Below are 24,646 nucleotides of genomic sequence, written 5' to 3' on the forward strand. Positions count from 1 at the left end.
GTAAATATATGCAAATTATTTATTTTTATTATCTATTGTAGCTTGTACAAAATCTCTAAATAGTGGATGTGGTCTATTAGGTCTAGATTTTAATTCTGGATGGAACTGTGCCCCAACAAACCAAGGGTGTATTTCTTTTTTAAGCTCTACTATTTCTACTAGTTTTTCATCTGGAGAAACACCTGCTATAACAAGCCCTTTTTCTATCATATCGTTTCTATACTCATTGTTAAATTCGTATCTATGTCTATGTCTTTCATAAATAAGCTCATCTTTATAAGCCTCAAAAGATAATGTGTCTTTTGATAGTTTACAAGGATAAGCACCAAGACGCATTGTTCCACCAAGTGCATCTATGTCTTTTTGCTCTGGCATTAAATCTATTACTGGGGCTGATGTATTTGGTGCTATCTCTGATGTATGAGCATCTTTAAGCCCCAACACATTTCTTGCAAATTCAATAACTGTACATTGCATACCAAGACATATACCTAAAAATGGTATTTTGTTTTCTCTAGCATACTGTATCGCCATTATTTTCCCTTCTACACCACGTTCACCAAAACCACCTGGTACAAGTATAGAATCTACATCTGATAATAACTCCTTAGGATTAGTTTTTTCTATCTCCTCTGCATTTATCCATTTAATATTTACATTAGAGCCTGTATGTATACCTGCGTGATTTAAAGATTCTACAATAGAAATATAAGCATCGTGTAGCTCAACATATTTACCAACTAGCCCAACAGTAACATTATGTTTAAGATTTTTTTGTTTTTCTACAACATCACACCAATCTAATAAATCTGGCTCTCTATTTTCTATTACTAATTTTTTACAAACAATATTAGCAAGATTTTCCTCTTCTAAAAGAAGTGGAACTTGATATAAAGAGTCACAGTCTATATTTTGTATAACACAGTCTTTATCTACATTACAAAATAAAGCTAATTTTTCTTTTGCCTCTCTACTTATTTCTTTTTCTGTTCTACAAACAATAACATCTGGTTGTATACCAATTGATAGTAGCTGTTTAACAGAATGTTGAGTAGGTTTTGTTTTCATTTCACCAGATTTTGCTAAATAAGGTATTAATGTAACGTGTATATAAAGTACATTTTCTCTAGAAACTTCGTGCGAAACTTGTCTTATAGCTTCTAAAAACGGCTCACTTTCTATATCACCAACAGTTCCACCTATTTCTGTTATTACTATATCTGATTGAGTTGTTTTTCCTGCTCTATATATTCTTTCTTTTATTTCATTTGTAATATGTGGTATAACTTGAACTGTTGCTCCTAAATATTCGCCTTTTCTTTCTTTATTTAGTACAGACCAATATATTTTACCAGTTGTAACATTATTATTAACTGTAAGATTTTCATCTATAAATCTTTCATAATGCCCTATATCTAAATCTGTTTCTGCCCCATCATCTGTAACAAAAACTTCCCCGTGTTGATAAGGACTCATAGTTCCAGGGTCTATATTTATGTATGGGTCAAATTTTTGTATAGTAACTTTGTACCCTCTTGCTTTTAAAAGTCTACCTAAAGAAGCTGCTGTAATTCCTTTACCTAAACCAGAAACTACACCACCTGTAACAAAAATGTACTTTGTATCCATATTTTCACCTCTATTTTAAAAATTTTTATTACTGGTAATTACCATATTTATCTATAAAGTTTATAAATATGTATTTAAATTAATTTTTACAAAGAAAAATAATTTAAATACATATTTTTAAGTGTAAATAATCAAAAAATTAATTTATAATAACTTATTAATTATATTACTATAAATATATCTTGTCAACATATAAACTAGTGTATTTATATCATATAACATTAATCTGCAAAGTTTACTATATTTTCTGTGTAGTCTACTTCCATATCATATCTCATATAGTTTATTAATCTATTAATAATGGCTGCTGCCTCTGCTTTATTAATAAATAATTTAGGATTAAATTTTCCGTCTGTATCTCCAGATATTATACCTATTCTATTAGCGGCATAAATTTCTCTTTTTGCCCAATTTCCTATATGTTGGTCATCTACAAAAGGTGTAATAGGCGTTGGGTCTAGCCCTAAATGTTCAAGGCCTAATGCCCTAAGTAGTATAACAATAGCCTCTTGTCTTTGTATTGGGTCATCTATAGAGAATCTTCCGTTAGTTTCCCCTACTACAAGCCCAGATTTATAGGCTGCTGTAATATATGGATATTCTTCTCTCTCTGGTAAAACATCAGAAAATATAATATCTACTGGTGCTTTTTTATTAGTAACATTTTTATTATCTTGTATTGGTAGCTTAATAGCTTTTACTAACATTTTAGTAAATTGTCCTCTAGTTATAGCTTGATTAGGTTTATAAAACTTAGGCTCTCCTGTTACTATTTGCATAGCAAACATCTTTTTAATATCTTCTTCTGCAAAATGTCCTTTTAAATAACTTGTATCAGGTGCTATAAGTTGTTCAAAAGTATTAAAACTAGGTATAGAAACATTTCCACTTACAGGTATTGCAGATGATTGTTGTGGTAGTACATAAATATTATAACTTAAACCACTTTTATTTTGCATTACTTCTTTGTAATTTCCCTCAAAACTAATAGCTGTTGGCTCATTTTTAGAATATTCTAAAGTTTTATTAACAGAAACACTAGGCCTTACTTGGTACTCCATTTGCCAATCTTTAGTAGTTACAGTACAATTTAGCCTTTGAGTTTCTGTTGAAGACCAAGCACTGTTATACCCGTATATAACACCACTTATTTCTTGTACTACCTTATCTTCTCCGTCTTTATATACTGCCCTATGAGAAACATCTCCTTTGTAATATGTTACACCTGGAGTTTTGTCTTCTATAATACTTATAGAAGATTTAGATTCTTTATTATCTAATGTATAAGTTTTGCCGCCAGCTGTTATATTTTCTGTCCATTTAGAAACTTCATAATCTTTTATAGTCTGGTTACCTTCTTTTCTGTAATTTACATTATAGTCCACATTTCTAGCAATAGACATACCCTCAGGTGTTGTTTCTCCATCTTGAACTTTATAACTAACTTTATATGTTCCTTTATCTTGCAAATCAGGAGCTTTAGAGCTTACTGTAATGTTTCCATTATATTCTTTAGGCTCTCCCGATAAAAATATAACCTCTTTATAAGTTGATTTCAAATCATTTTTTGCATTTTTATTTGTATTTAAAAGTTGTTCTGTTGTTTTTGGTAATTTTCTTCCCTCTGTTATACCTCCAAAAATACCAAAATCTAGAGGGTTTGCATAAACACTTGTAGTAAAAATAGATAAGCCAATAAAAAAAGCTATTCCTCTATTTAATATTTTCATTTTTTTTCCTCCATCAATAAAATAATCTTTATAAAATATATAGCTATTGATATATTACAATAGCTATATATTTTTAATGAGTAACTTAAAATTAATTTTCTACAAAAATAATTCTTGCATCTATAGACATACCACTTGCTATTTTATCTGGCAATGTTTCTGTCATAACTTTTAATTTGTCATTTTTTTGTATATTACTTACAGATGAAACTTTATTATTTTTAATGACAATAGTATTAGGTTCAGTTTTTATATTTATTGTTGGGTCTTTTATACTAATGTTATCCCAAGTTTTATTATCTTTCATATATTTTCCGTCTTTAAGTTTTATTTCATCACCTTGTTGGTAAACAGTACCAGAAACAAACTTAGTAGGATATGGTGCATCTATAATATGAGTAGCTCTGTCACCATCAAAGATAATAGTAAATGCTTTATCTATACTAGATTTTTCTGTATATCCAATAAATTCATTAATATTTTTAATACCCTCTTTTGTAATGTATAGAGTTTGTCCATCTATTATGAATTTTCTTTCTACTGGACTATATTCCCATTTATCTCCATTTAACTGACTTATAGATTTAACAATAAACCATTTATTATCCTCTATTTGTTTCACTCTACCTCTAGCTATTGAAATAGTATTTGAAACAGGTGCATCATAAATATCTACAATACCTGCTTTACCATCACCATTTAATGAAACCATAACATAGTCATTAACACTAATGTTGGTATTGTCTACAAGTTTACCATTTTTTCTAACAATAGTACCTTCATCTGTTGATATAGTACCATTTCCTGCTGTTGTAAAATTACCTACCCCATCTACTGATGTAATAATATCTGAATTTAAAGGTTCATCTCTACCTGTTCTAAATGTAATTTTACTAATAGTATTACCAGAGTATCCATTTTCTAATGCAACATAAGCCTCTCCATCTGCTCTTTTTAATTTTGATTTAACAAAATCATTAGAAACTCTTTTACCATTGTAATAGTACATAATATCTTTATTAGATGTACTAAGTTTTCTTATTTGTTGATAGTTTTCCCAGCCAGATTTACTAAGCGTATAAGAATGTTGTAAAGATACTGTTTTTTGTATAGGGTCTATATTACCTATTTTACCCTTTAATATACTCCCTATTAAATGCCCAGAATCTTCTACTAAAATTTCTTTAACAGCCTCCATTGTTTCTCCTGGTGATAAAATTGCCTCATTTATAAGTAACTTAACATAATCACCTGCTGAAATATTTGATAAGTCTATAGGTTTACCACCTTTAGAGGCATACGTACCACTAGGTATATCATACCAAGCAGTTTGTCCATCATCAAACTGAACTAACATTTTTACTATATCAATATTATCGTTTATTTGAGAAACTTTACCACGTTTCATAATATAATTAGGTGATGCACTTATTCTCTCTATATAAGTAGGGTCTTCTTTACTACTTGTTATAAAAACTACATTTCCTGGTTCTATTTCATCAATAGTTGTATCCCTTGGGTCATATTCAAAGTTAGGAAACATTTGGTCTAAATATCCAATATCATCTCCACTTTCATAATATGGTTGCTTTTCAACTTCTATTTGGTCTGTATAATAATTTTTTGTAACTTTTTTGCCATTATTATCTATAACTACAATATATCCATATTCTGTATTATTTTCTACTACAATACCTCTAAGCTCACTATATAAATTAGCATCTCCAACATAAGTTACTTTAGTTACAATATTATTTTTAAGTTCTAATTTTACCATACTTCCAATAGGTAAATCTTTTTCTGGTATCATTTTTCCGTCTATCATAATGTAATTTCCACTATCATCAGAATTAATTATACCATCGGCTACATAATAATTGTATCCCTTATCATTTTTATCTTTTATTTGTATTATGCCATTTGTAAAATCTATCTTGTTAAGTCTTCCATTTGCCTCTGTAACATTTAATGTTTTGTCTTTTACACTTACAAATTTAGCAACTTTATCTGCGTCATTTACAAGATATTCTATTTGGCTTCCTTCTCTAATAGAAGAAAGACCTGTAACTGCACCATTGTTATAAACAACTACATCTTTGTTTAAAGCTTGAGGAGATGAGCTATTTTCTATAATATATTTTATAGTATCTACAGTACCATCTGCTGTTCTTATATAGATATTTCTTTCTAGCTTAGCTTGTCCTGTTTGAGTAGTTTGTTCATCTTTTATACCTCCAACAGTACCTGTTTTTTTAGTAAGCCCTACAGCTTCATTGTATAAACTGTCCATATTACTTAAAATTTGTGCCATTTCTGCTCTAGTTAAAGCACCTTTAGGATTAAGCTTTCCATTTTTACTACCTTTTAATATCCCATTATCTAATGCTATTTCAATACTATCTATATACTCAACACTAGTATTTTTCCAATCAGAATAATTATAAATACTTTGTTGACTATTAGATACTAAAGGTTGCTCTCTTATACTATTTAAAGATTTTACAACCCAATCAGCTACTCGCTCTCTTGTAGCATTAGCACTACGTTTAAAAGCACCATCTGGTAAACTTTCTTGGTTTTGGCTTATAGCTTGGTTATATTCATCTGCTGTTATAAGTCCATTTTTTCTTGCTAAACTTAAATACCCCACAGACCATATAGACAATGGGCTATTTTGTGAAGCTGCTTGGTCTTTAAGGTTTTGCCCTTCTTCTTGTGCTTGTTTTTCTAGTCCACTAACTCTCAAAACAAATGCTAAAGCTTCTTGGTTAGATACGTTATCATTAGGTCTATATTTTTTATCACTACCTTTAACCATATCTAAAGCACCTGCTTTTGTTATAGCTTCTTTTGCCCAATGACCACTATAAACATCTGAAAATTTTAAATTGTTTATCAAGGCCTTAGCATCTGGTGTTCCTTCATATGAATTGTAAACTTGGTCTTTAAATATATTTTCATCTGTAACTGCAAATATATTCATTGTATTTACAAAACATATTACAAAAATCAAAAAAAACAAATTAAATTTTTTCATAAAAACCTCACATATTTTGTAATAATATTTTTATTTATATTATATCATAAATTTTTATAATAAAAAAGAAAAATATATTATATTTTGTACAACCAATTATTACTAAATGTATAATATGAAATTAAATATCTTATACAAATACAACAAAAGGTTATAGACAAAGTCTATAACCTAAAAAATTACTTAAGATTAGCTTTAGCTGTTTCTACAAGTTTAGCAAAAGCATTTGCATCGTTTACAGCCATTTCTGCAAGCATTTTTCTGTTAATATTAATACCTGCATTTTTAATACCGTTCATAAATTTGCTATAAGATAAACCGTTTATTCTAGCAGCAGCATTTATTCTAGTAATCCAAAGTCTTCTATATTCTCTTTTAGTTTGTTTTCTACCTGCAAAAGCGTGAGCCATAGCACGCATAACAGATTGTTTAGCTATTCTATATTGTTTGCTTCTAGCACCAACAAAACCTTTAGCCATTTTTAAAACTTTTTTATGTTTTTTACGTGCATTCATAGCACCTTTAATTCTAGCCATTATAAATTTCCTCCCTTATGAGTTGTCAATTAAATGTAAGGTAATACTTTTTTCATTTGTTTCATATTAGATTTGTCTACTAAGTTAGCTTTTCTTAAGCCTCTTTTTCTTTTTGTAGATTTTTTAGTAAGAATATGTTGTTTATTAGCTTTTGTTTTCTTTAATTTACCAGTACCAGTAACAGAAACACGTTTAGAAACTGCTTTTTTTGTTTTTAATTTAGGCATTTTAAATGTCCTCCCTTGTAAGATTTATGCTTTAGGCGCTAAAAACATCGCCATAGATTTAGCTTCCATTTTAGGAGCTTTTTCTATTACTCCATATTCACTAACTTGCTCTGCAAAGTTAGTCATAATATCATTGGCAATATCCGTATGGCCTAGTTCTCTACCTCTAAATTTTATACTAATTTTAACTTTGTCACCACTTTTAAGGAACTCTATTGCTTTTTTTACTTTAACTTGCACATCGTGCTTATCTATATTAGGGGATAAACGTAACTCTTTAATAGAAACAACTTTTTGTTTTTTACGAGCTTCCTTTTCTTTTTTAGCTTTGTCGAACTTAAATTTACTATAGTCCATTATTCTACAAACAGGTGGTTTAGCTGTAGGTGAAATTTTAACTAAGTCTAAGCTTCTATTATCTGCTAAGGCTTGTGCCTCTTTAGATGACATAATACCAAGTTGTTCTCCGTCATCACCTATAACTCTAACTTCCTTGTCTTTAATTTGTTCGTTAATCATTAACTCGTTAATTGCGAGCACCTCCTAAAATTTCAAAAATAAAAAAAGAGCAATAAAAATGCTCCTACTTAAAAATCATAAAATGCACACAGGCATTAAAATATGAAATTTTGATAACCTTAAAGCTATATACCGTAAGGTGAGAAGTAGAGCTTCTTCTTTATTCTTGTGTATATTACCATATTTTAATACCTATGTCAATACCTTTTTTAAATAAAATTATATTCATATAAAAATATATTTAAGTCAAACTGATTTGTAAGAGTTTTTACCTTAAAAGTATCTTCATTTAATTTTATAAATCCTTGGCTATCATAAAATTTATAATTACACTTAGAATCTGTATAAACATATAATTTTTTAATCTTATTTTGTTTCCCATATTCAAAAAAATAAGATAATAATTTTTTACCAATTCCACATCCTTGGTATTCTTCAGAGACAACAAACAATGTTAATACTCCATCAAAATCTCTATTTGCCTTTTTCATAAGTTCATTGTATATTTGAATTATACCTCTATACTGTTTTATATTTGTTTTAAAAATTTTTGATTTTATAGCTGTTAGAGAAGTATAATAAAAAGATTTTATATTATTTAATAATGCTTTATACACCTTATAATGCTTTTTGGAATTACCTAGTATTACACCAACTACCTTTCCATCTTTTTCTGCAATCATACTAAAAGTTTTTTCTGCCAAACAGCTATACAAATAAGAATTCAAAAAATCTTGTAAAATTCTTTCATCTTCTATATATTCATATAAACAAAAATTTTTGTTCATCATATGTTTTATATAACCATAATCTTTTTTATTTATCCTTCTATACGTTATATCACTCATACCCTATCCTTTTATATAATCTAAAGTTTCTTCTGGATTTTGAGCAGCTTTTACTTTATCAAATATTTTTTCAATATTACCATTCTCGTCTACAACAAAAGTTGTTCTTACGATACCCATACTAACTTTACCATAAAGTTTCTTTTCTTGCCAAACACCATAAGCTTCTATAGCTTGCCTGTCTATATCTGATAAAAGGATTATTTTTAAATCGTGTTTTTGTGTAAAATTTTGATGAGATTTTTGGCTATCTTTACTAATCCCTATAACTACTGTATTATTATTTTCAAACTCTTGTATACTTTCAGAAAATCCACAAGCTTGTTTTGTACACCCTGGAGTATTATCTTTAGGGTAAAAATATACTATAACTTTTTTACCTAAAAAATCACTTAAACTAACATTATTCCCATCTTTATCTGGTAAAGTAAAATTAGGAGCTTTATCACCTATATTTAACATTTGTATCTTCTTCCTTTCTTAAATAAATATATAATAATATTATACATCTTATTATTTTTTATTATTTTATCTAATTGGTAAACACTAAATTATTTTCATTAGATAAATTATTATTATACTGATAAATGTCGTAATAAAAATCTTTTAATGCTTCTATATTTGTTATTTTATTTTTTATAATATACCTTGCCATTTGCCCCCTGGCCATTTTTGAAGAGGTTGCAACTGATTTGTATTTTCCATTTTTTAACACCAAAAAATCTATATTTATAAATTTATCATTACTTTTTAAATACGGTGTTATAGTTTTACTATATTCTTTAGATGCTAAGTTTATAACAGGCTTGTTTAGACCTATTATTTCATTATATATTTTATCTCCCCAAAATTTATATAAGTTTTTAATATTATCAATTTCTATTTTACAACCCATTTCTAACCTATAAGGTTGTATATATGTAAGAGGTTTTAAAACACCGTAAAGCCCACTTAGTATTCTTAAATGGTTGTTTGCAAATGTTATATCATCATTATCAAAATCTTCTACGTTTATATTTTTAAAGACTAATCCATCATAACATTTTAAAGAATGCCCTTGCATTTTATCTATTTGAAAATCTTTAATATTAAAAAAAGTTTTTAAAGCTATATCTTTATTAACTTTCATTATAGTTTCTATATCTTGTGGTTCAAGTTTATTTAAACATCTATTTATTTGTTTAGTTTCCTCATAAAAAGTAGGCTTTTCAAAACTAAATCCTTCAAAATTTTTAATGTTCATATTTTTTGCTGGAGATAAAATAATAACCATAACATCACCTTTTCTATTTTAACTAAATAACTATTATTTAATAATAATTATTTTGCAATTGTTTGTCAAGTTAAAAAACTTTTTATAAATTAATTATTTTTTATAAATAAAATTTGTGCTATAATATTAAAAGTTAATTTCATTTAAGGAGGAAATAATGTGTTAGAAAAAAAATCTTTTAAAGAAAATGTTAAAACAGAAATAGAAAAATTAAAAAAAATGTCTTCCAAAGATAAAGTGTGGTATATAAAAGAATATTATGGAATACAAATAGTCCTTACAATACTTATTTTAGCATTTAGTATTTCTTTAATATTTAATATGTTTTTTAAAAAAGACCCTGTTTTTAATGTTGTATTTTTAAATAAACCTATTAACAACGAATCTTATGAAAAAATATCTAGCGAATTTCACAATTATGCTAATTTTGATGCAACAAATGATTATTGGGAATTAAAACCTACTGTTAGTGTAATTTTAAAAGATAATGAAATAGTAAATGGACTAGAATATTTAGCAAAAATTAATGCTATGATAGCAACTCAAACTTTAGATACTCTAGTTACAGAAGAATACTTTATAGACCATTTTTGTAGACAAGATATATTAACAGATTTGGAGAAATTTTTACCAAAAGATTTATTAGAAAAAGTTAAAGATAGTTTAGTATACAAGGTAGGTATAGATGGTATAGAAAGAGCCTATGCACTAGATGTATCAAATGCACCTATTATAAAAGATAGTGTTTATGTAGCAGGGCCTGTTTATTTTTCAATACTTGCAAATAGTAAAAATATAGATACTTCTATATTATTTTTGAGATATTTATATAGTATGTAAATATGGTAAATTATATAACATATAACAACAATAAAATAGAATATACACTTATTATATCTAAAAGAAAAACTAGCTGTATTCAAGTAAAAAAAGGCTCTATTATTATAAAAACTAATAACTATACTCCAAAAAAAATTATAGAAGAATTCTTGCTAAAAAATATAAATAAAGTATTAACTATTTTAGAAAATCAAAAAAATAATATGTACAAAAATGGCTCCATAATAAAAATTTTTGGTAAAGACTTTACACTAAATATACTAGATAATGAAATAGACTTTCCTTATACATCTGGCAATACTTTTAATATATATTTGGATAAAAAAGACACCAACATAAACGAAAAAATAGAAGAAATATTAGACAAATATTACTTATATATACTTAAACCTTATGCTATGCAATCATTTGAAAATTTTAAAAATAAAACATCTCTTTATCCTAACAAAATATATTTTAAAAAAATGAAAACTAGATGGGGTAGTTGTTCATCTAAAAAAAATATATCAATCAATATATTATTGGCCAAATATGATAAATCTGTTATAGATTATGTTATATTACACGAGCTTTGTCATTTAAAAGAGATGAACCATTCCTATTCATTTTGGCATTTAGTAGAAAAATATATGCCAAACTATAAAGAAATAAAAAAAATATTAAACAACTATTAATTTAAAGGTACACTTTATGTACATTATTCATAAAAATAAATATAAGCATAATTACAAATTAACATTTTATGATATTTTTAATAAAATTATTATTAATTATTGCTAAATTCTATAAAATAATTTATACTATAAAAAACTATGTTTTTATAAACATATTTAATATTATTAAAAATATCCAAGTATGAAGGGGGTTAAATAATTGTTAATTGTTAAAAAATTTGGCGGAACTTCTGTTGCCAATGCAGAAAGAATTAGAAATGCAGCAAAAAAAATAGTAGATGAATACGACAAAGGTAATAAAGTTGTTGTTGTACTTTCTGCTCAAGGAGATACCACAGATAAGCTTATAGAAAAAGCTAAAGAAATAAATCCTAAATATTCTAAACGTGAAATGGATATGCTTCTTGCTACTGGTGAACAACAGTCCGTTGCCTTGATGGCTATGGCTATACACGCTATGGATTACCCAGCTATATCGCTAAATGCTAACCAATGCAATATTAGTGCTACATCTACCTATGGTAATTCTAGGATAAAAAGTATAGATGTTAATAGAATACAAGCTGAGCTTGATAAAAAAAACATTGTTATTGTTACAGGCTTTCAAGGTATAAACAAATATGGCGATATAACAACTCTTGGTAGAGGTGGTTCAGACACTTCTGCTGTTGCCCTTGCTGCTACACTAAAAGCAGACTTATGCGAAATATTTACAGATGTAGATGGTGTTTATACAGGAGACCCAAGAATTATAAAAAATGCTAAAAAACTTGAAGCTATTAGCTATGACGAAATGCTAGAGCTTGCATCTTTAGGTGCTAAAGTTCTTCACAACCGTTCAGTAGAGCTAGCTAAAAAATATAACGTAAACTTAGTTGTCCGCTCTAGCTTAACAGATGCGGAAGGAACTGAGGTAAAGGAGGAAGCTTTTGTGGAAAAGATGATTGTTACTGGTGTAGCTGTTGATAAAAATGTTGCTAGAATATCTGTTATAGGTGTACCTGATGTTCCTGGTATGGCATTTAAAATATTTGCCAATTTATCAAAATTTAAAGTTAGTGTAGATATTATACTTCAATCTATTGGTAGAGATAGCACAAAAGATATATCTTTTACTGTGTCAAGAGATGAGCTAGAGCCTGCTCTTTTAGCCTTAGAAGACTTAAAAGGTAAAATACCTTTTGATAGTGTTAGCCACGATGAAACTATTGCAAAAGTATCCATTGTTGGTGCTGGTATGGACACAAACTCTGGTGTTGCATCAGATTTATTTGAAGCACTGTTCTCATCTGCTATTAATGTAAATATGATTTCTACATCAGAAATAAAAATTTCTGTTTTAGTAGATGAAAAGGACGCTCAACGTGCTGCTAATGCTATACACGATAAATTTGTAAAATAATAAAATAAAGCCAATTTTTTAGATACAACGTATCTAAAAAATTGGCTTTATTTTATCTATCCTTTAAAAATGTTGTTTTTGTATTTTCATCATAGCATATATCTTTATTTAATAAATCTGCAACATCTATAATTTTTATATAATTTTGCCCTTTTTCATTTATAACATTATATGTTTTCGTTTTATTATTGTATTTATATTTTCTTTCTACAAACATATATTCTTCACCTCCATATCCCCAAGTTTTTTTAAAATTTTCAAACGAACCATACTTTTCAATTAGATTATTGGTTGTCCCATATTCTATAAGCTCAAAATGAGGCTTATCTTTAGGGTTCCAATCTCCTCCCCAAGATAAACCAAATTTTTTACCTATTTGTCCAACTTTAAAAAACCAATTATCGCTGTCGTTATATGCACCTTTCCCATCATTTCTGCATATATCAAAAGCAATACCCCAGTTATGATTACTATGTGGATATTTTACCCAAGTAACTATCTTTCCTGGTAATGTTCTTCCCTTTTCATATAATATATTTTGTTCTTTTTTTGTTCTTAATGTATCTGTTACTTTTACTATTAGTCCTTGTTTTTTACATTCTTCTAAAAATTTTGGTATAATCTTTTGTAGGTGTGGATGTAATAACTTTACATTACTAGACATAAAATCACCTCATAACTATCTATTCCTATTGTTGTAGTATTTAATAGTATATAATTAAATATTTTATACTTGTCCATTTATATATTTATATCTTTTGTTATATAATAATATATGTTTTTAATATATATTTGTGTATAATTTTTTATTTAAAATATCATTATGTATTTTAATTATAACTAGTAGACATAAATATTTTATTTATGGTATAATAAAATTTAATATTAAGGTTAGTACTAAGGAGGAAAATAAATCTATGTTTAGAACTATAAAATGGTATTTTAAATTTATGTTTATGCTCTATATAACATACCCTAGATTAAAAAAAGCTGAAAATTTCTTAAAAAATGATGAACTAGATAAATTTTATGAATACAGCTTTTATCAAACATCAAAATGGGCAATGAACAGAATAAAAGACAGTGGTGCTACTATAAATGTATACGGTAAAGATAATATACCAAAAGATAAAAATGTAGTATTTATAAGCAACCATCAAGGAGATTTTGATATAGCAATCTTTATGGCATTGATACCTAAAGAAAAAGGGTTTGTTGCAAAAATAGAACTTAATAAAATTCCTATATTAAGAACTTGGATGAAATATATAGGGTGTGTTTTTATGGATAGAAAAGACTTAAAACAATCTTTAAAAACAATAAATGAAGCAATAAATTTTATAAAAAAAGGACATAGTATGGTTATATTCCCAGAAGGAACAAGGAGCAAATGTGATACTATGGGAGATTTTAAAGCTGGTAGCTTTAAGCTTGCAACAAAAACAAATACACCTATTGTTCCTGTTACAATAGATGGCTCTTACAAGCTAAAAGAAAAAAATAAAGGACGTATAAAGCCTGATACTGTAAATGTGTATATACATAAACCTGTATATACAGAAAATATGACTAATGAGGAAAAGGAACATTTACCAATTACAATAAAAAATATTATACAAGAAAATTTACCAAAAAATGCTTAAAGGATAAAGATATGAAAATAGATATTAAACATTATAAAAATTTATTTATTTTAGCACTTATAGGCATACCTATAGGTACTATTGTTGGTATATTAGATACTATATTTGGTAAAATATTATTAAAAATAACAGATGTAAGAGAAACATTCCCCCTATTGTTAATTCCTTTTTTATCATTATGTGGTGTTATAATTGTATACTGCTATAATAAATTTGGTGGAAAAAGTATAAAAGGTATGAGCCTTATATTTGAAGTGGCTCAAAACAAAGAAGAAAAAATTCCTTTAAGGCTTATCCCTTTTATTATTTTAAGCACTTGGGCAACACATTTATTTGGTGGAAGTGCTGGTAGAGAAGGTGTTGCCGTACAAATAGGTGCTACATTTTCAAGTTTCTTTGGAGAAAAACTAAACATAAAAGATAGTAAAAAGATATTTTTAATAATAGGTATTTCCGCTGGTTTTTCGGGGCTATTTCAAACACCTATTGCTGCTATATTTTTTGCTGTGGAAGTATTGATAGCAGGCAGTATACATTATAAAGCTCTAATACCTGCTATTACAGCATCTTTTATGTCTAGCTATACATCTCATTTATTAGGGCTTGAAAAGTTTACATTTAACTTAACCTCAAATATAAACATAAACTTTTCAACTATTTTAAAATTAATTGTTTTAGGCTTTATTTTTGGATTAGTTGGTTGTGGTTTTTCCATATGTTTAAAATATACCAAAAAATTTTTTAAGGATAAAATTAAAAATCCTATAACAAGAATTTTTGTTATAGGCATTCTATTAAGCATTATATTTTTAATTTTACATAAAGGTAGATATTCTGGCTTAGGTACAAACCTTATAAATTCAAGTTTTAATAACGAGCAAATATATACTTATGATTGGATACTAAAATTTATACTTACTATTATTACTTTGTCTATTGGATTTCAAGGTGGAGAGGTAACACCATTGTTTTCTATAGGTGCTAGCTTAGGTGTTGTACTAGCTAGTTTATTTAATTTGCCCATAGAATTTGTAGCAAGCATTGGGTATATAAGTGTTTTTTGTAGTGCTACTAATACATTTTTTGCACCTATATTTATAGGTGGGGAAGTTTTTGGGTATAACTATATACCTTATTTCTTTATAGCTATATCATAGATTTCTCACTTTAACAAATCTATGTACCCTCAACACTATAATGATATATGATAAAAATTATAATAAATAAGTCAAATAAAAAATAATCCAATTTATATATAAATTGGATTATTTTTTATTTGTTGTATCTTCTGTTTGAGATGTATTTTCTATTTGTACAGTTTCCTGTATTATTTTTTGTTCTTCAATTTTTGTTTCTGAACTTTGTGTTGTTTCTTGCTGTGTAGATATATTTTCTTCTTTTTCAGATATTTTTACGTCTATATAAGTATCAGATGCCAATCTTATATCATTTGGTAAATCTACATTTACTTTAACACTATGTTCTCCTACATCAAGACCCGTTACATCTATGTTATAGTGTATTAAGTCCGTATTTATATTATTTATCAAATTATCTTCTCCTGTAATATTTATTGTAAATTCTTCTGGTATATCTATAAACAATTTATCATTATATCCCAGTATACTTATATTACTTGTAGGAACAGTTATAAATTTTGTAGTTGCCTGTTTTATATTAATATCTATCTCAACTTCACTATCTTTACTGTTTTTTAGTTTTAAGTTATGCTGTTTTAATATTTGGGATATATCATATGTATATTGCGTATCATTAGTAAGTCCAGTTATATTTATCTCTGGCAAAATTATTTTTGTTAGCTTTCTTAAATTAGCTTTATCTCCTATAACTTCTACACTTTTAGGACTATATGAAACACTATCTACAATGTATCCTTCTAGTAAATTTCCAATTAGTGCTGGCTCTACAATATTTACAACACCTTCTATACTTATAGGTACTTTAACATCTACATTTTGTATATTAAATTTTATATCTGTAATTTTATTGCCATTTTCATCATATGCAACAGGTACTACATTTCTTTTTATAGTAGATGTTTGGTCTGTTATATCTACTTCTGCATATATTACCTGTATTTTATCTACAATAGATTTAGCTCCTGTAACTTGTATATATTCTGATGATAAATTTGGGTCTGATGCTGTATAGCCTTGCTTTGTTTCTCCAATAGTTTTAGGATGTATTTTTTTAGGTATAGTTATAACTTTATCTACATATAAGGTAGATGTTATAGGGTAAAAACTAACTATTTCAAAGCTATTATTAGGGTATGGAATATTTGTTATGCTAGGTCTTAAATTAGCTATAACCTCTAAAGGTTCATCTCCTATTTTATAAGATGTAACTTGCTCTAAGTCTAGCTGTAATTTTATGTTTTCTTTGTTATATCTTTTGCTAATCTCGTCTAATGTAGTTCTAGTACCTTTTATTTTTATATCTGCTCTCTGATTTTTTAAATCATCTATATTTAGTATAGCTAAATTATTTTTCTCTAATTTATCTTCATTTAAAATATCTATATTTAGTGTAAATGTTTTTATCTCTGTTGGATTATTAATATTCATAACAACAAACCATAAAGCAACTGCCATTAAAACGGATAAGGCTTTCCAATAAAGATTATTTGTAAAAAAATATTTTATTCTTTTATACATTTAACCTCTCCCTTTCCATATATTTATTTTTTTAGCATTTTGTTTTTGATGCTGTTTAAACATATCTTCTATTTGTTGTCTTGTAAGATTTCTATATAATTTTCCATTATGTGCAATAGAAACAGAACCTGTTTCCTCTGATACAACAAATATGTAAGCATCGCTAACCTCACTAGCGCCTACACTTGCTCTATGCCTTGTGCCTAAGTCTAGCCCTATCTCAGACTGTGTTAAGGGAAGTATACAAGTTGCCCTTTTTATACGGTTATTTCTTATTAAAACTGCACCATCGTGAAGTGGGGTTTTATTTTCAAATATGTTTATAAGTAGCTGGTTTGTAACTATTGCATCTATTGGTATACCACTTTCTTCAAAATCACCTAAAGCTACATTTTGCTCTACTACAATAATTGCACCTGTTTTAGATTTACCCATAACAAAACACGCTGTTAATATTTCATCTAAAATATTTTTAGGTATAATATGCTCTTGAGAATTATTGTTAAATATATTTTTAGTAAGGCTACCTTTACCTATTTGCTCAAGTCCTTTTCTAAATTCTGGTTGAAATAAAATTAATATTGCCATTACACCAACAGAAAATGTTTCTTGTATAATCCAATATGTAGTATATAAATTAAGTCTAAATGATAATATACTTAATATTAATATAACAAGCATACCTTTAAACAAAGACCAAGCCCTTGTTTCTCTAATCCAGTTCATTATTATATATATAAAAATTGCTACTATTAATATATCTACAACATCTGATATTCGTATACTTGGTATGCTAAGCTTAGATAAATTTAAACCTTCAAAAAACATACTTACGCCAGATATATTACTATTTACTTGAGCACTCATTTTTACACCTACCCCACCAAATAATTTAACTATTTTATATTATATCACAAATTTTATAAACAACCAATATTTTTATGCAAATTTTAATATTTTATAGTATAAATAGTATAAAATATTAAATCATATATTAATTACATTTAACTAAAACTTTTTATTTTTTATATAAAAAATCTTTAAATATGAAAATTTATATGTTAAAATTTACTTATTAATTTTTTAAGGAGGTTAAAATTATGCTTAATGAAGAATATATTAAAACTTTAGAAGATTGTTCGAAATTTAATATTACCATAGAAGAAAAAAATTACATACTAGATAAATTTAATTATATACTAAAAAGTTGTGATAAATTGGCATTATTACCAAAAATAGAAACAACAAGCTTTAATAATATAGAAGAAGAAATAATATAATTTAGAATGGGGATATTTATATGAATATTTTCAATATGACTGCGTTACAACTTGGAGAAAAAATTAAAAATAAAGAAATAAGCTGTATAGAAGTTATAAATTATTTTTTTACTAATGTAACAAATAAAAGCAATGGATATATCACTTTAACACAAGATTATGCTATTAATAGAGCTAAATACATACAATCAAAAATAGATAAAAGTGAAAATCTATCTATTTTAGCTGGTGTTCCTATATCTATAAAAGATAATATTTGTACAAAAAATATAAAGACAACTTGTGCATCTAAAATGCTTAAAGATTTTATACCATCTTATAGCTCAACTGTTTTTAAAAGATTAGAAAATGCAGGTGCTATACTAGTTGGCAAAAATAATATGGACGAATTTGCTATGGGAGATACTGGCAAAACCTCTTTTTATGGTAGTTGTAAAAACCCTTGGGATAATACAAAATCTACTGGTGGCTCTAGCAGTGGCTGTGCTAGTACATTGTCTTGTAAAGAAGCTATACTAACTTTAGGCTCTGATACTGGTGGCTCTATAAGACAACCGTCTTCTTTTTGTTCTATTACAGGTATTAAACCAACATATGGTCTTATATCTAGATATGGCCTTGTTTCTTTTGCACCAAAATTTGACCAAATAGGGCCTATGACTAAAGATGCTCTAGATTGTGCAAAAACTTTAGAAATAATTAGTGGATATGACAAATATGATAATACTACAATAAAAAAATCTAATTTTACTTTTATAAATAAAAATTTTAATGTAAAAGGATTAAAAATTGGTGTATGTAAAAATTTTATAGAGTATAGCAATAAAGATGTTCAAAAAGAAATAATAAATGCTATAAATATCTTCAAAAATATGGGTGCAATAATAGAAGAAATAAATTTAGATATTTTAGACTATTCTATACCAACATACAAAATACTATCTAACGTACAATGTACATCTAATATGGCTAGATATGATGGTATAAAATATGGCTATTCGCCTAAAGATGTGGGTAACCTAGAAAAATTATGTATACAGTCTAGAACAGATGCCTTTGGTGTAGAGGTAAAAACCCGTATAATGTTTGGAAATTTTATATTAAAAAATAAAAATACCCACTATAATAATGCAATTAATGCAAAAAATTACATAACAAAACAATTTAAAGATGCTTTTAATAAACACGATATTTTACTAACACCTACAACACCTACAACAGCTATATCTTTTAATGGTGATAACGATTCAGATATATTTTTAGTAAGTAGCAATATATGTGGTATACCAGCTATATCTATCCCCTGTGGATTTACTAAAAATAATATGCCTGTGGGAATGCAACTAATAGGAAACTACCTTAAGGACGATGTTATATTAAACACTGCTATACAGTTTCAAAAATGTACAAATTTCCACTTAAAAACCCATAATATAATTTAACGGAGGATAGTATGGATTATAAAGTTAATATAGGCTTAGAAGTACATATAGAACTACTTACTAAAAATAAAATGTTTTGTATGTGTAAATCTAGATTTGGAGATGAAGAAAATAAAAATGTATGCCCTATTTGTTTAGCTTTACCTGGAGCTTTACCTACACCTAATAAAGATGCTATTTCTCTTGCTATAAAAACAGGTATAGCTACAAATTGTAAAATAGATAATAAAGTATTGTTTGATAGAAAAAATTATTTCTATAAAGATTTACCTAAAGGTTATCAAATAACCCAGTTTTATAAACCTATTTGTACAAATGGCTACATTAATTTAGAAAATAAAAAAATAACTATAAAAGAAATTCATATGGAAGAAGATGCTGGTAAAATAGGTAAAAATAATACCATTGACTATAATAGAGCAGGTGTTCCTCTTTTAGAGCTAGTTACTATGCCAGACTTTGAAAATGCTGACGAAGTTATAGAATTTTTAAAGCTCTTAAGAGAAATTTTAGTATTTTGTAATATATCAGATTGTAAAATACAAGAAGGCTCTATGCGTGTAGATATAAATTTATCTGTAAGGAAAGAAAATATGCCTTTAGGTAATAGAGTGGAAATAAAAAACGTAGGCTCTTTTAAATCTATTAAAAAGGCTATAAATTATGAAATAAAAAGACATATAAATTTATTAGAAAAAGGAAATAGTATAAATATAGAAACTCGTAAATTTGATGAAAATAATAATATTACAGTTTTTATGAGAAATAAAGAAACAATAGAAGATTATTGCTATCTTAAAGACCCAGATATACCACCTATAAATTTATCTGAAAAATTTATAAATAGTATATTAAATACTATGCCTATGCTACCTAAAGAAAAAAGAGAAATATACAAACAACAATATAATTTAAGCCAAAATAATATAGATATTATATTATCTTCAATAAAAATAAATAATCTTTTTGAAGATTTAATTAATCAAAATAATCCACCTAAAGAAGTATCTAATCTTATATGTGGAGAGCTATTTAAAATAATAAATGAACATAGCTTAGATATTTCAAATATTAATTTTAATATAAAATATATATCAACCCTTATAAATATATTTTTAAATAATAAAATATCAAGAGATACATATAAATCTGTATTTTTTGAAATAATTATAAATAATACAAATCCTATATTTTTTATAGAAAAAAATAATTTATATTTGATAACAGATACAAATTTTATAGAAAATATTATAATAGATATTATTAATAAAAATCCAAATTCTGTTAATGACTACAAAAATGGAAAAGAAAAAGCCTTTAAATATTTAGTAGGACAATGTATGAAAGCCTTTAAAGGAAAATGTAACAATAACATTATAAATGAGATACTATTAAAATATATAAATTAACCATTATTAATGTTTATATTTTAGTATGCTATGTATATATTTTTTTATATATCTGTATTTTTTTTTATATTTTAAATAAAAATAGTTGAAATTTTTTTATTATTTGATATAATTTAGATAGATAAAATAAATTGTTAAGGAGGAAATAATATGATTAATATCGATTTAAATAAACCTACTCAAGAATACGCTAAAAAAATTTTAAAAGGCCTAGGAGAAAAAGAGAATATCAAATTTATAACTAACTGTATGACTAGGTTAAGACTTGTTTTAAATGATGTATCTAAAGTAAATGAAGATTTGTTAACAAACGAAACTGGTGCTAGCAAAGTTATTATAGATGGTAACGATGTTCAAATTGTTTATGGTTTACATATTAACCTAATAAAAGAAGCTATAGACAAAGAAATAAATAACGAAAAAAATGATGAAGGCTATATTAATAATATTAATGTAAAAAAAATAATAGAAGGTATTGGTGGTAAAGACAATATAGAAAGCCTTACTAACTGTATGACTAGGTTAAGACTTGTTTTAAAAGATACATCTAAATTAAATGAAGAACTACTAGTAAACGAAACTAAAGCTAGTAAAGTCATTGTACTTGATGAGCATAATGCTCACATTATTTATGGCTTAAAAATAGAAGATGTTAGAAAAGCTATTGAAGAAGAACTAAATAAATAATAAAATTTATACCCCTACATTTTACTTAATGTAGAGGTATTTTTTATATCAATTAAGGTATGGCTTATTTTTTAAATAAAAAGATAAACAAGGTTCAAGTTTTCTTTTTTATGCCAAAAAAATTGATTACATAATTTTAACAATAACCAATTATTAATAAATAAAAAATGCTGTTGTAACTAAATATAATTATATTGGGAAAATATATAATACTATATTTGTTATTTTTGTACTATTTGTATAGCATATTCCCCTATATCCTCTTTTAAAAATATGGATTTAATTTTTCCGTTTTCTTCTTTTATAGTAGATATATCAAATTTTCCACCCATAGCCTCTATATAATTAATGGCTCTTTCTATATAGTTAGTTTTTATAGCAATATGTCCATATCTACCTAAATGTACACTTTTCATAACCTCTATACTATTATCTAAAAATATAGAAAAATCATTTTCATAAATAGAAAAATTAAATAGCTTGCTAAATTCTTTTGCAATTTTATCTGCCTGTATATTATCTTTTGTATTTATTCCAACGTGGTCTATCTCAAATCCAAGCATATTAAAAATAGCATATTTACAAAGCTTTCTTATTTTATCAAATTTATTTTCTTTTATATATTCATCATTTATTATAAAGCTACCTCCACAGCATATAACCTTATCAAAAGATAAATAATCATTTAAATTTTTATTATTAATACCACCTGTTGGTATAAATCTCATTTCATAATAAGGCAAAGACATAGACTTTATCATATTAATACCACCTGCTGCCTCTGCTGGAAAAAACTTAACTACATTAACACCAAGGTTTATTGCACTTTCTATATCGCTAGGTGTAGCTATACCTGGTATCATAAAATAGTTTTTTTCTATACAATGTTTAACAACAGTAGGGTTTAACCCTGGGCTTATTAAAAATTTAGCCCCTGCATTAATTGCTTTGTCTGCTTGCTCTGTATTTAATACAGTGCCCGCCCCAACAAGCATTTTAGGTACTTGTGAAGTTATTCTCTTTATAGCATCCTCTGCTTGCTCTGTCCTAAAAGTAATTTCAACACAATGTATACCACTATCAACCAAAGTTTTGGCCAAAGGGATAGCTTTTTCTATATCATTAATAGTAACAACAGGTATTATACCAATGGCACTAAGTTTTTTTAATATTTTTTCCATTAAACACCTCCTAAACATTATATTTTTTTATAAAACATAAAAAACTCTTTTCTACAATTTTTTTATCTTCTTTATCATAACCAAAATGTCCAGAATTTTTTAAAATAATAATTGTAGATTTTTTTATATTATATTTTTTTAATTTCTTCTTTATACTTATGGCAGATTTTATAGAAACAAGCCCATCATAATAAGACTGTAAATAAATAGTTGGCACTTTTATATTTTTTATATTAAAATATATTTTGTAACTCAAATAAAATAAGTCTATATACCTTGGTATCCAAAAAGGATATAATAGTATCTTTTTGTTAGATATGCTTGTTCTATCTTTCATTTCCTTTGTAAAATCATCTTTTATATAATTTGGAATTAAAGCTATTTTTACACCAGATATAAATGTTTTAAAATCTACCCTAATATTAAATGGTATATTAATACAAAAAATACCCTTTATATTATATCTATTTTTTAAATGAGCATTAATGGCTAATAAACACCCCATAGAATGACCTACTAATATAATATTTTTATATATTTTTTGCATTTCTTCTATATGCTTATCTACATATCTAGTCCATTTTTTATATCCATTTTTAGAAAATTCTTTAGATGTTGTTCCGTGTCCTGGCAAAAGTAAGTTTAAATAAGAAAATCCATTATTTAAAGCTATATTAATTAAATTTAAAAACTGGCTAGGAGATTCTGTAAATCCGTGTATAAAAATAATAACTGTATCAGAGGTATCTATATGTTTATATGTTTGTTTATGTAAATTATTCATTACCTATTATTTTATTTATAGCGTATCCAACGCCACCCTCATCATTAGTTAAAGTAACCATATTACATACACTTTTTACAAAATCGTCTGCATTTCCCATAGCAACAGAAAATCCAGCAAAATTTAACATTTCCAAATCGTTTTCACTATCTCCTATAGCTACTATTTCTTCTTTTTTTATACCAAGCATATCTGCATAATATTTTAGTGCATCTCCTTTAGATACATTTTTTTTAATTATATCTAAACAAGTTTTTGACGATATAACAACATTTATATCTTCTAACTGTCTAAACTTGCTTTGCATATATAAAAGTTTTTCTCTGTCATTATCTAATATTACTATTTTTAAAAATTCTTTTTTATCTATAAGACTATATAAATCTTCTTCAAATTTATATTCTAAGGACATACTAAGCTCTTTAGTATAATGTGTTAAAACTTCTTTAAGCTCATCTCCAGAATTTTCTTTAGATGTAGAATAGCTTTCTGTTAATGTATACATTTTAGCTTTTATATCATTTTGTAAACATATGTCTATAACATTTTTCATAGTATCTTTTGGTATATAATTTAGTTGTATAATACTATTATCTTTTAAATCTCTTATAGATGCTCCATTACAGCCTATTACTATTTCTTCTTTAAACCCTGCCTCGTCCATATAATCTTTTACAAGAATATCATTTCTACCAGTAGCTATAACTACTTTTATCCCCTTTTCTAAAAGCATATTTATAGCTTTAATATTGTCTTGGTGTATTTCTCCATTATGCTTTATAAGCGTATTGTCACAATCTATTGCAAAAAGTTTGTAACTCATAATA

At 26.4% G+C, this 24,646-nt stretch carries 24 protein-coding genes; 9 read left to right on the plus strand and 15 right to left on the minus strand.

Annotation, left to right across the window (positions count from 1 at the left end):
- Nucleotides 1-15 precede the first annotated feature (15 nt).
- The 9 genes from R5Z65_RS03020 to yaaA form a co-directional block, all read right to left on the minus strand.
- Nucleotides 16-1,629: a CTP synthase gene (locus R5Z65_RS03020; protein ID WP_317366988.1), complete on the minus strand. Its 1,614-nt coding sequence runs from the start codon at nucleotides 1,627-1,629 to the stop codon at nucleotides 16-18.
- A gap of 221 nt (nucleotides 1,630-1,850) precedes the next feature.
- Nucleotides 1,851-3,359: an S-layer homology domain-containing protein gene (locus R5Z65_RS03025; protein WP_317366989.1), complete on the minus strand. Its 1,509-nt coding sequence runs from the start codon at nucleotides 3,357-3,359 to the stop codon at nucleotides 1,851-1,853.
- Nucleotides 3,360-3,450: 91 nt separating this feature from the next.
- Nucleotides 3,451-6,396, minus strand: a complete 2,946-nt coding sequence (locus R5Z65_RS03030) for an S-layer homology domain-containing protein (protein ID WP_317366990.1) — start codon at nucleotides 6,394-6,396, stop codon at nucleotides 3,451-3,453.
- 179 nt (nucleotides 6,397-6,575) lie between these two features.
- Nucleotides 6,576-6,932, minus strand: coding sequence for a 50S ribosomal protein L20 (gene rplT / locus R5Z65_RS03035; RefSeq protein ID WP_317366991.1), 357 nt, complete (start codon nucleotides 6,930-6,932; stop codon nucleotides 6,576-6,578).
- Between the two features lie 29 nt (nucleotides 6,933-6,961).
- On the minus strand, nucleotides 6,962-7,159 hold the full coding sequence (rpmI, locus tag R5Z65_RS03040) for a 50S ribosomal protein L35 (RefSeq protein ID WP_317359955.1): 198 nt from the start codon (nucleotides 7,157-7,159) through the stop codon (nucleotides 6,962-6,964).
- 24 nt (nucleotides 7,160-7,183) lie between these two features.
- Complete coding sequence (infC, locus tag R5Z65_RS03045; protein ID WP_317366992.1) at nucleotides 7,184-7,678, minus strand: translation initiation factor IF-3; 495 nt, start codon at nucleotides 7,676-7,678, stop codon at nucleotides 7,184-7,186.
- A 209-nt stretch (nucleotides 7,679-7,887) separates the two neighbouring features.
- Entirely contained in the window at nucleotides 7,888-8,526 is a 639-nt protein-coding gene (locus R5Z65_RS03050; RefSeq protein WP_317366993.1) for a GNAT family N-acetyltransferase, read from the minus strand.
- A 3-nt stretch (nucleotides 8,527-8,529) separates the two neighbouring features.
- On the minus strand, nucleotides 8,530-8,988 hold the full coding sequence (gene bcp, locus R5Z65_RS03055) for a thioredoxin-dependent thiol peroxidase (RefSeq protein ID WP_317366995.1): 459 nt from the start codon (nucleotides 8,986-8,988) through the stop codon (nucleotides 8,530-8,532).
- A 70-nt stretch (nucleotides 8,989-9,058) separates the two neighbouring features.
- Nucleotides 9,059-9,799: a peroxide stress protein YaaA gene (gene yaaA / locus R5Z65_RS03060; protein ID WP_317366996.1), complete on the minus strand. Its 741-nt coding sequence runs from the start codon at nucleotides 9,797-9,799 to the stop codon at nucleotides 9,059-9,061.
- 159 nt (nucleotides 9,800-9,958) lie between these two features.
- Here yaaA and R5Z65_RS03065 point away from each other — a divergent pair, with 159 nt between their 5' ends.
- The 3 genes from R5Z65_RS03065 to R5Z65_RS03075 all read left to right on the plus strand — a co-directional run bounded on the left by R5Z65_RS03065 (nucleotide 9,959) and on the right by R5Z65_RS03075 (nucleotide 12,715).
- Nucleotides 9,959-10,639, plus strand: coding sequence for a hypothetical protein (locus R5Z65_RS03065; RefSeq protein WP_317366997.1), 681 nt, complete (start codon nucleotides 9,959-9,961; stop codon nucleotides 10,637-10,639).
- Between the two features lie 2 nt (nucleotides 10,640-10,641).
- Nucleotides 10,642-11,313 (plus strand): SprT family zinc-dependent metalloprotease, encoded by a 672-nt coding sequence (locus tag R5Z65_RS03070; protein WP_317366998.1) that lies wholly within the window; start codon nucleotides 10,642-10,644, stop codon nucleotides 11,311-11,313.
- 199 nt (nucleotides 11,314-11,512) lie between these two features.
- The gene (locus R5Z65_RS03075; protein ID WP_317366999.1) at nucleotides 11,513-12,715 is read left to right on the plus strand and encodes an aspartate kinase; all 1,203 of its coding nucleotides are present in this window, start codon (nucleotides 11,513-11,515) and stop codon (nucleotides 12,713-12,715) included.
- Nucleotides 12,716-12,767: 52 nt separating this feature from the next.
- Here the strand turns inward: R5Z65_RS03075 and R5Z65_RS03080 are convergent, their stop codons facing one another.
- Complete coding sequence (locus R5Z65_RS03080) at nucleotides 12,768-13,379, minus strand: M15 family metallopeptidase (protein WP_317367000.1); 612 nt, start codon at nucleotides 13,377-13,379, stop codon at nucleotides 12,768-12,770.
- A 253-nt stretch (nucleotides 13,380-13,632) separates the two neighbouring features.
- Here R5Z65_RS03080 and R5Z65_RS03085 point away from each other — a divergent pair, with 253 nt between their 5' ends.
- On the plus strand, nucleotides 13,633-14,358 hold the full coding sequence (locus tag R5Z65_RS03085; protein WP_317367001.1) for a lysophospholipid acyltransferase family protein: 726 nt from the start codon (nucleotides 13,633-13,635) through the stop codon (nucleotides 14,356-14,358).
- Nucleotides 14,359-14,369: 11 nt separating this feature from the next.
- Complete coding sequence (locus R5Z65_RS03090; protein ID WP_317367002.1) at nucleotides 14,370-15,515, plus strand: chloride channel protein; 1,146 nt, start codon at nucleotides 14,370-14,372, stop codon at nucleotides 15,513-15,515.
- Between the two features lie 108 nt (nucleotides 15,516-15,623).
- On the opposite strand, the gene R5Z65_RS03095 is transcribed toward R5Z65_RS03090, so the two are convergent.
- Both R5Z65_RS03095 and cdaA read right to left on the minus strand, forming a co-directional pair.
- Nucleotides 15,624-17,036, minus strand: a complete 1,413-nt coding sequence (locus R5Z65_RS03095; protein ID WP_317367003.1) for a CdaR family protein — start codon at nucleotides 17,034-17,036, stop codon at nucleotides 15,624-15,626.
- Entirely contained in the window at nucleotides 17,037-17,903 is an 867-nt protein-coding gene (gene cdaA, locus R5Z65_RS03100) for a diadenylate cyclase CdaA (protein ID WP_317367004.1), read from the minus strand. It lies immediately after the preceding gene.
- Nucleotides 17,904-18,136: 233 nt separating this feature from the next.
- Between cdaA and R5Z65_RS03105 the strand changes: the two genes are divergently transcribed.
- The 4 genes from R5Z65_RS03105 (at nucleotide 18,137) to R5Z65_RS03120 (ending at nucleotide 21,854) form a co-directional block, all read left to right on the plus strand.
- The gene (locus tag R5Z65_RS03105; protein ID WP_317367005.1) at nucleotides 18,137-18,316 is read left to right on the plus strand and encodes a hypothetical protein; all 180 of its coding nucleotides are present in this window, start codon (nucleotides 18,137-18,139) and stop codon (nucleotides 18,314-18,316) included.
- Between the two features lie 20 nt (nucleotides 18,317-18,336).
- The gene (gene gatA / locus R5Z65_RS03110) at nucleotides 18,337-19,758 is read left to right on the plus strand and encodes an Asp-tRNA(Asn)/Glu-tRNA(Gln) amidotransferase subunit GatA (protein ID WP_317367006.1); all 1,422 of its coding nucleotides are present in this window, start codon (nucleotides 18,337-18,339) and stop codon (nucleotides 19,756-19,758) included.
- An 11-nt stretch (nucleotides 19,759-19,769) separates the two neighbouring features.
- Complete coding sequence (gene gatB / locus R5Z65_RS03115) at nucleotides 19,770-21,167, plus strand: Asp-tRNA(Asn)/Glu-tRNA(Gln) amidotransferase subunit GatB (protein WP_317367007.1); 1,398 nt, start codon at nucleotides 19,770-19,772, stop codon at nucleotides 21,165-21,167.
- 150 nt (nucleotides 21,168-21,317) lie between these two features.
- A complete protein-coding gene (locus R5Z65_RS03120) occupies nucleotides 21,318-21,854 on the plus strand; it encodes a PTS glucose/sucrose transporter subunit IIB (RefSeq protein WP_317367009.1) in 537 nt (178 codons plus the stop codon).
- A 221-nt stretch (nucleotides 21,855-22,075) separates the two neighbouring features.
- Here R5Z65_RS03120 and R5Z65_RS03125 read toward each other — a convergent pair whose 3' ends face one another.
- From R5Z65_RS03125 to R5Z65_RS03135, 3 genes are read right to left on the minus strand one after another with little or no spacing between them, the layout of a single operon-like run.
- The gene (locus R5Z65_RS03125) at nucleotides 22,076-23,035 is read right to left on the minus strand and encodes a bifunctional 4-hydroxy-2-oxoglutarate aldolase/2-dehydro-3-deoxy-phosphogluconate aldolase (RefSeq protein ID WP_317367011.1); all 960 of its coding nucleotides are present in this window, start codon (nucleotides 23,033-23,035) and stop codon (nucleotides 22,076-22,078) included.
- Between the two features lie 10 nt (nucleotides 23,036-23,045).
- Nucleotides 23,046-23,819, minus strand: coding sequence for an alpha/beta fold hydrolase (locus R5Z65_RS03130; protein WP_317367012.1), 774 nt, complete (start codon nucleotides 23,817-23,819; stop codon nucleotides 23,046-23,048).
- Nucleotides 23,812-24,642 (minus strand): Cof-type HAD-IIB family hydrolase, encoded by an 831-nt coding sequence (locus R5Z65_RS03135; protein WP_317367013.1) that lies wholly within the window; start codon nucleotides 24,640-24,642, stop codon nucleotides 23,812-23,814. The genes R5Z65_RS03130 and R5Z65_RS03135 overlap by 8 nt, the downstream gene beginning before the upstream one ends.
- Between the last annotated feature and the right edge of the window lie 4 nt (nucleotides 24,643-24,646).

This window comes from uncultured Tyzzerella sp., assembly GCF_963558545.1.
Classification (GTDB): Bacteria; Bacillota; Clostridia; order Lachnospirales; family CAG-274; genus Tyzzerella.

Coding starts and splice junctions, on each gene's coding strand:
- R5Z65_RS03020 (WP_317366988.1), bottom strand. CDS start 1,629: ATGGATACAAAGTACATTTTTGTTACAGGTGGTGTAGTTTCTGGTTTA.
- R5Z65_RS03025 (WP_317366989.1), bottom strand. CDS start 3,359: ATGAAAATATTAAATAGAGGAATAGCTTTTTTTATTGGCTTATCTATT.
- R5Z65_RS03030 (WP_317366990.1), bottom strand. CDS start 6,396: ATGAAAAAATTTAATTTGTTTTTTTTGATTTTTGTAATATGTTTTGTA.
- rplT (WP_317366991.1), bottom strand. CDS start 6,932: ATGGCTAGAATTAAAGGTGCTATGAATGCACGTAAAAAACATAAAAAA.
- rpmI (WP_317359955.1), bottom strand. CDS start 7,159: ATGCCTAAATTAAAAACAAAAAAAGCAGTTTCTAAACGTGTTTCTGTT.
- infC (WP_317366992.1), bottom strand. CDS start 7,678: ATGATTAACGAACAAATTAAAGACAAGGAAGTTAGAGTTATAGGTGAT.
- R5Z65_RS03050 (WP_317366993.1), bottom strand. CDS start 8,526: ATGAGTGATATAACGTATAGAAGGATAAATAAAAAAGATTATGGTTAT.
- bcp (WP_317366995.1), bottom strand. CDS start 8,988: ATGTTAAATATAGGTGATAAAGCTCCTAATTTTACTTTACCAGATAAA.
- yaaA (WP_317366996.1), bottom strand. CDS start 9,799: ATGGTTATTATTTTATCTCCAGCAAAAAATATGAACATTAAAAATTTT.
- R5Z65_RS03070 (WP_317366998.1), top strand. CDS start 10,642: ATGGTAAATTATATAACATATAACAACAATAAAATAGAATATACACTT.
- R5Z65_RS03080 (WP_317367000.1), bottom strand. CDS start 13,379: ATGTCTAGTAATGTAAAGTTATTACATCCACACCTACAAAAGATTATA.
- R5Z65_RS03085 (WP_317367001.1), top strand. CDS start 13,633: ATGTTTAGAACTATAAAATGGTATTTTAAATTTATGTTTATGCTCTAT.
- R5Z65_RS03090 (WP_317367002.1), top strand. CDS start 14,370: ATGAAAATAGATATTAAACATTATAAAAATTTATTTATTTTAGCACTT.
- R5Z65_RS03095 (WP_317367003.1), bottom strand. CDS start 17,036: ATGTATAAAAGAATAAAATATTTTTTTACAAATAATCTTTATTGGAAA.
- cdaA (WP_317367004.1), bottom strand. CDS start 17,903: ATGAGTGCTCAAGTAAATAGTAATATATCTGGCGTAAGTATGTTTTTT.
- R5Z65_RS03105 (WP_317367005.1), top strand. CDS start 18,137: ATGCTTAATGAAGAATATATTAAAACTTTAGAAGATTGTTCGAAATTT.
- gatA (WP_317367006.1), top strand. CDS start 18,337: ATGAATATTTTCAATATGACTGCGTTACAACTTGGAGAAAAAATTAAA.
- gatB (WP_317367007.1), top strand. CDS start 19,770: ATGGATTATAAAGTTAATATAGGCTTAGAAGTACATATAGAACTACTT.
- R5Z65_RS03120 (WP_317367009.1), top strand. CDS start 21,318: ATGATTAATATCGATTTAAATAAACCTACTCAAGAATACGCTAAAAAA.
- R5Z65_RS03125 (WP_317367011.1), bottom strand. CDS start 23,035: ATGGAAAAAATATTAAAAAAACTTAGTGCCATTGGTATAATACCTGTT.
- R5Z65_RS03130 (WP_317367012.1), bottom strand. CDS start 23,819: ATGAATAATTTACATAAACAAACATATAAACATATAGATACCTCTGAT.
- R5Z65_RS03135 (WP_317367013.1), bottom strand. CDS start 24,642: ATGAGTTACAAACTTTTTGCAATAGATTGTGACAATACGCTTATAAAG.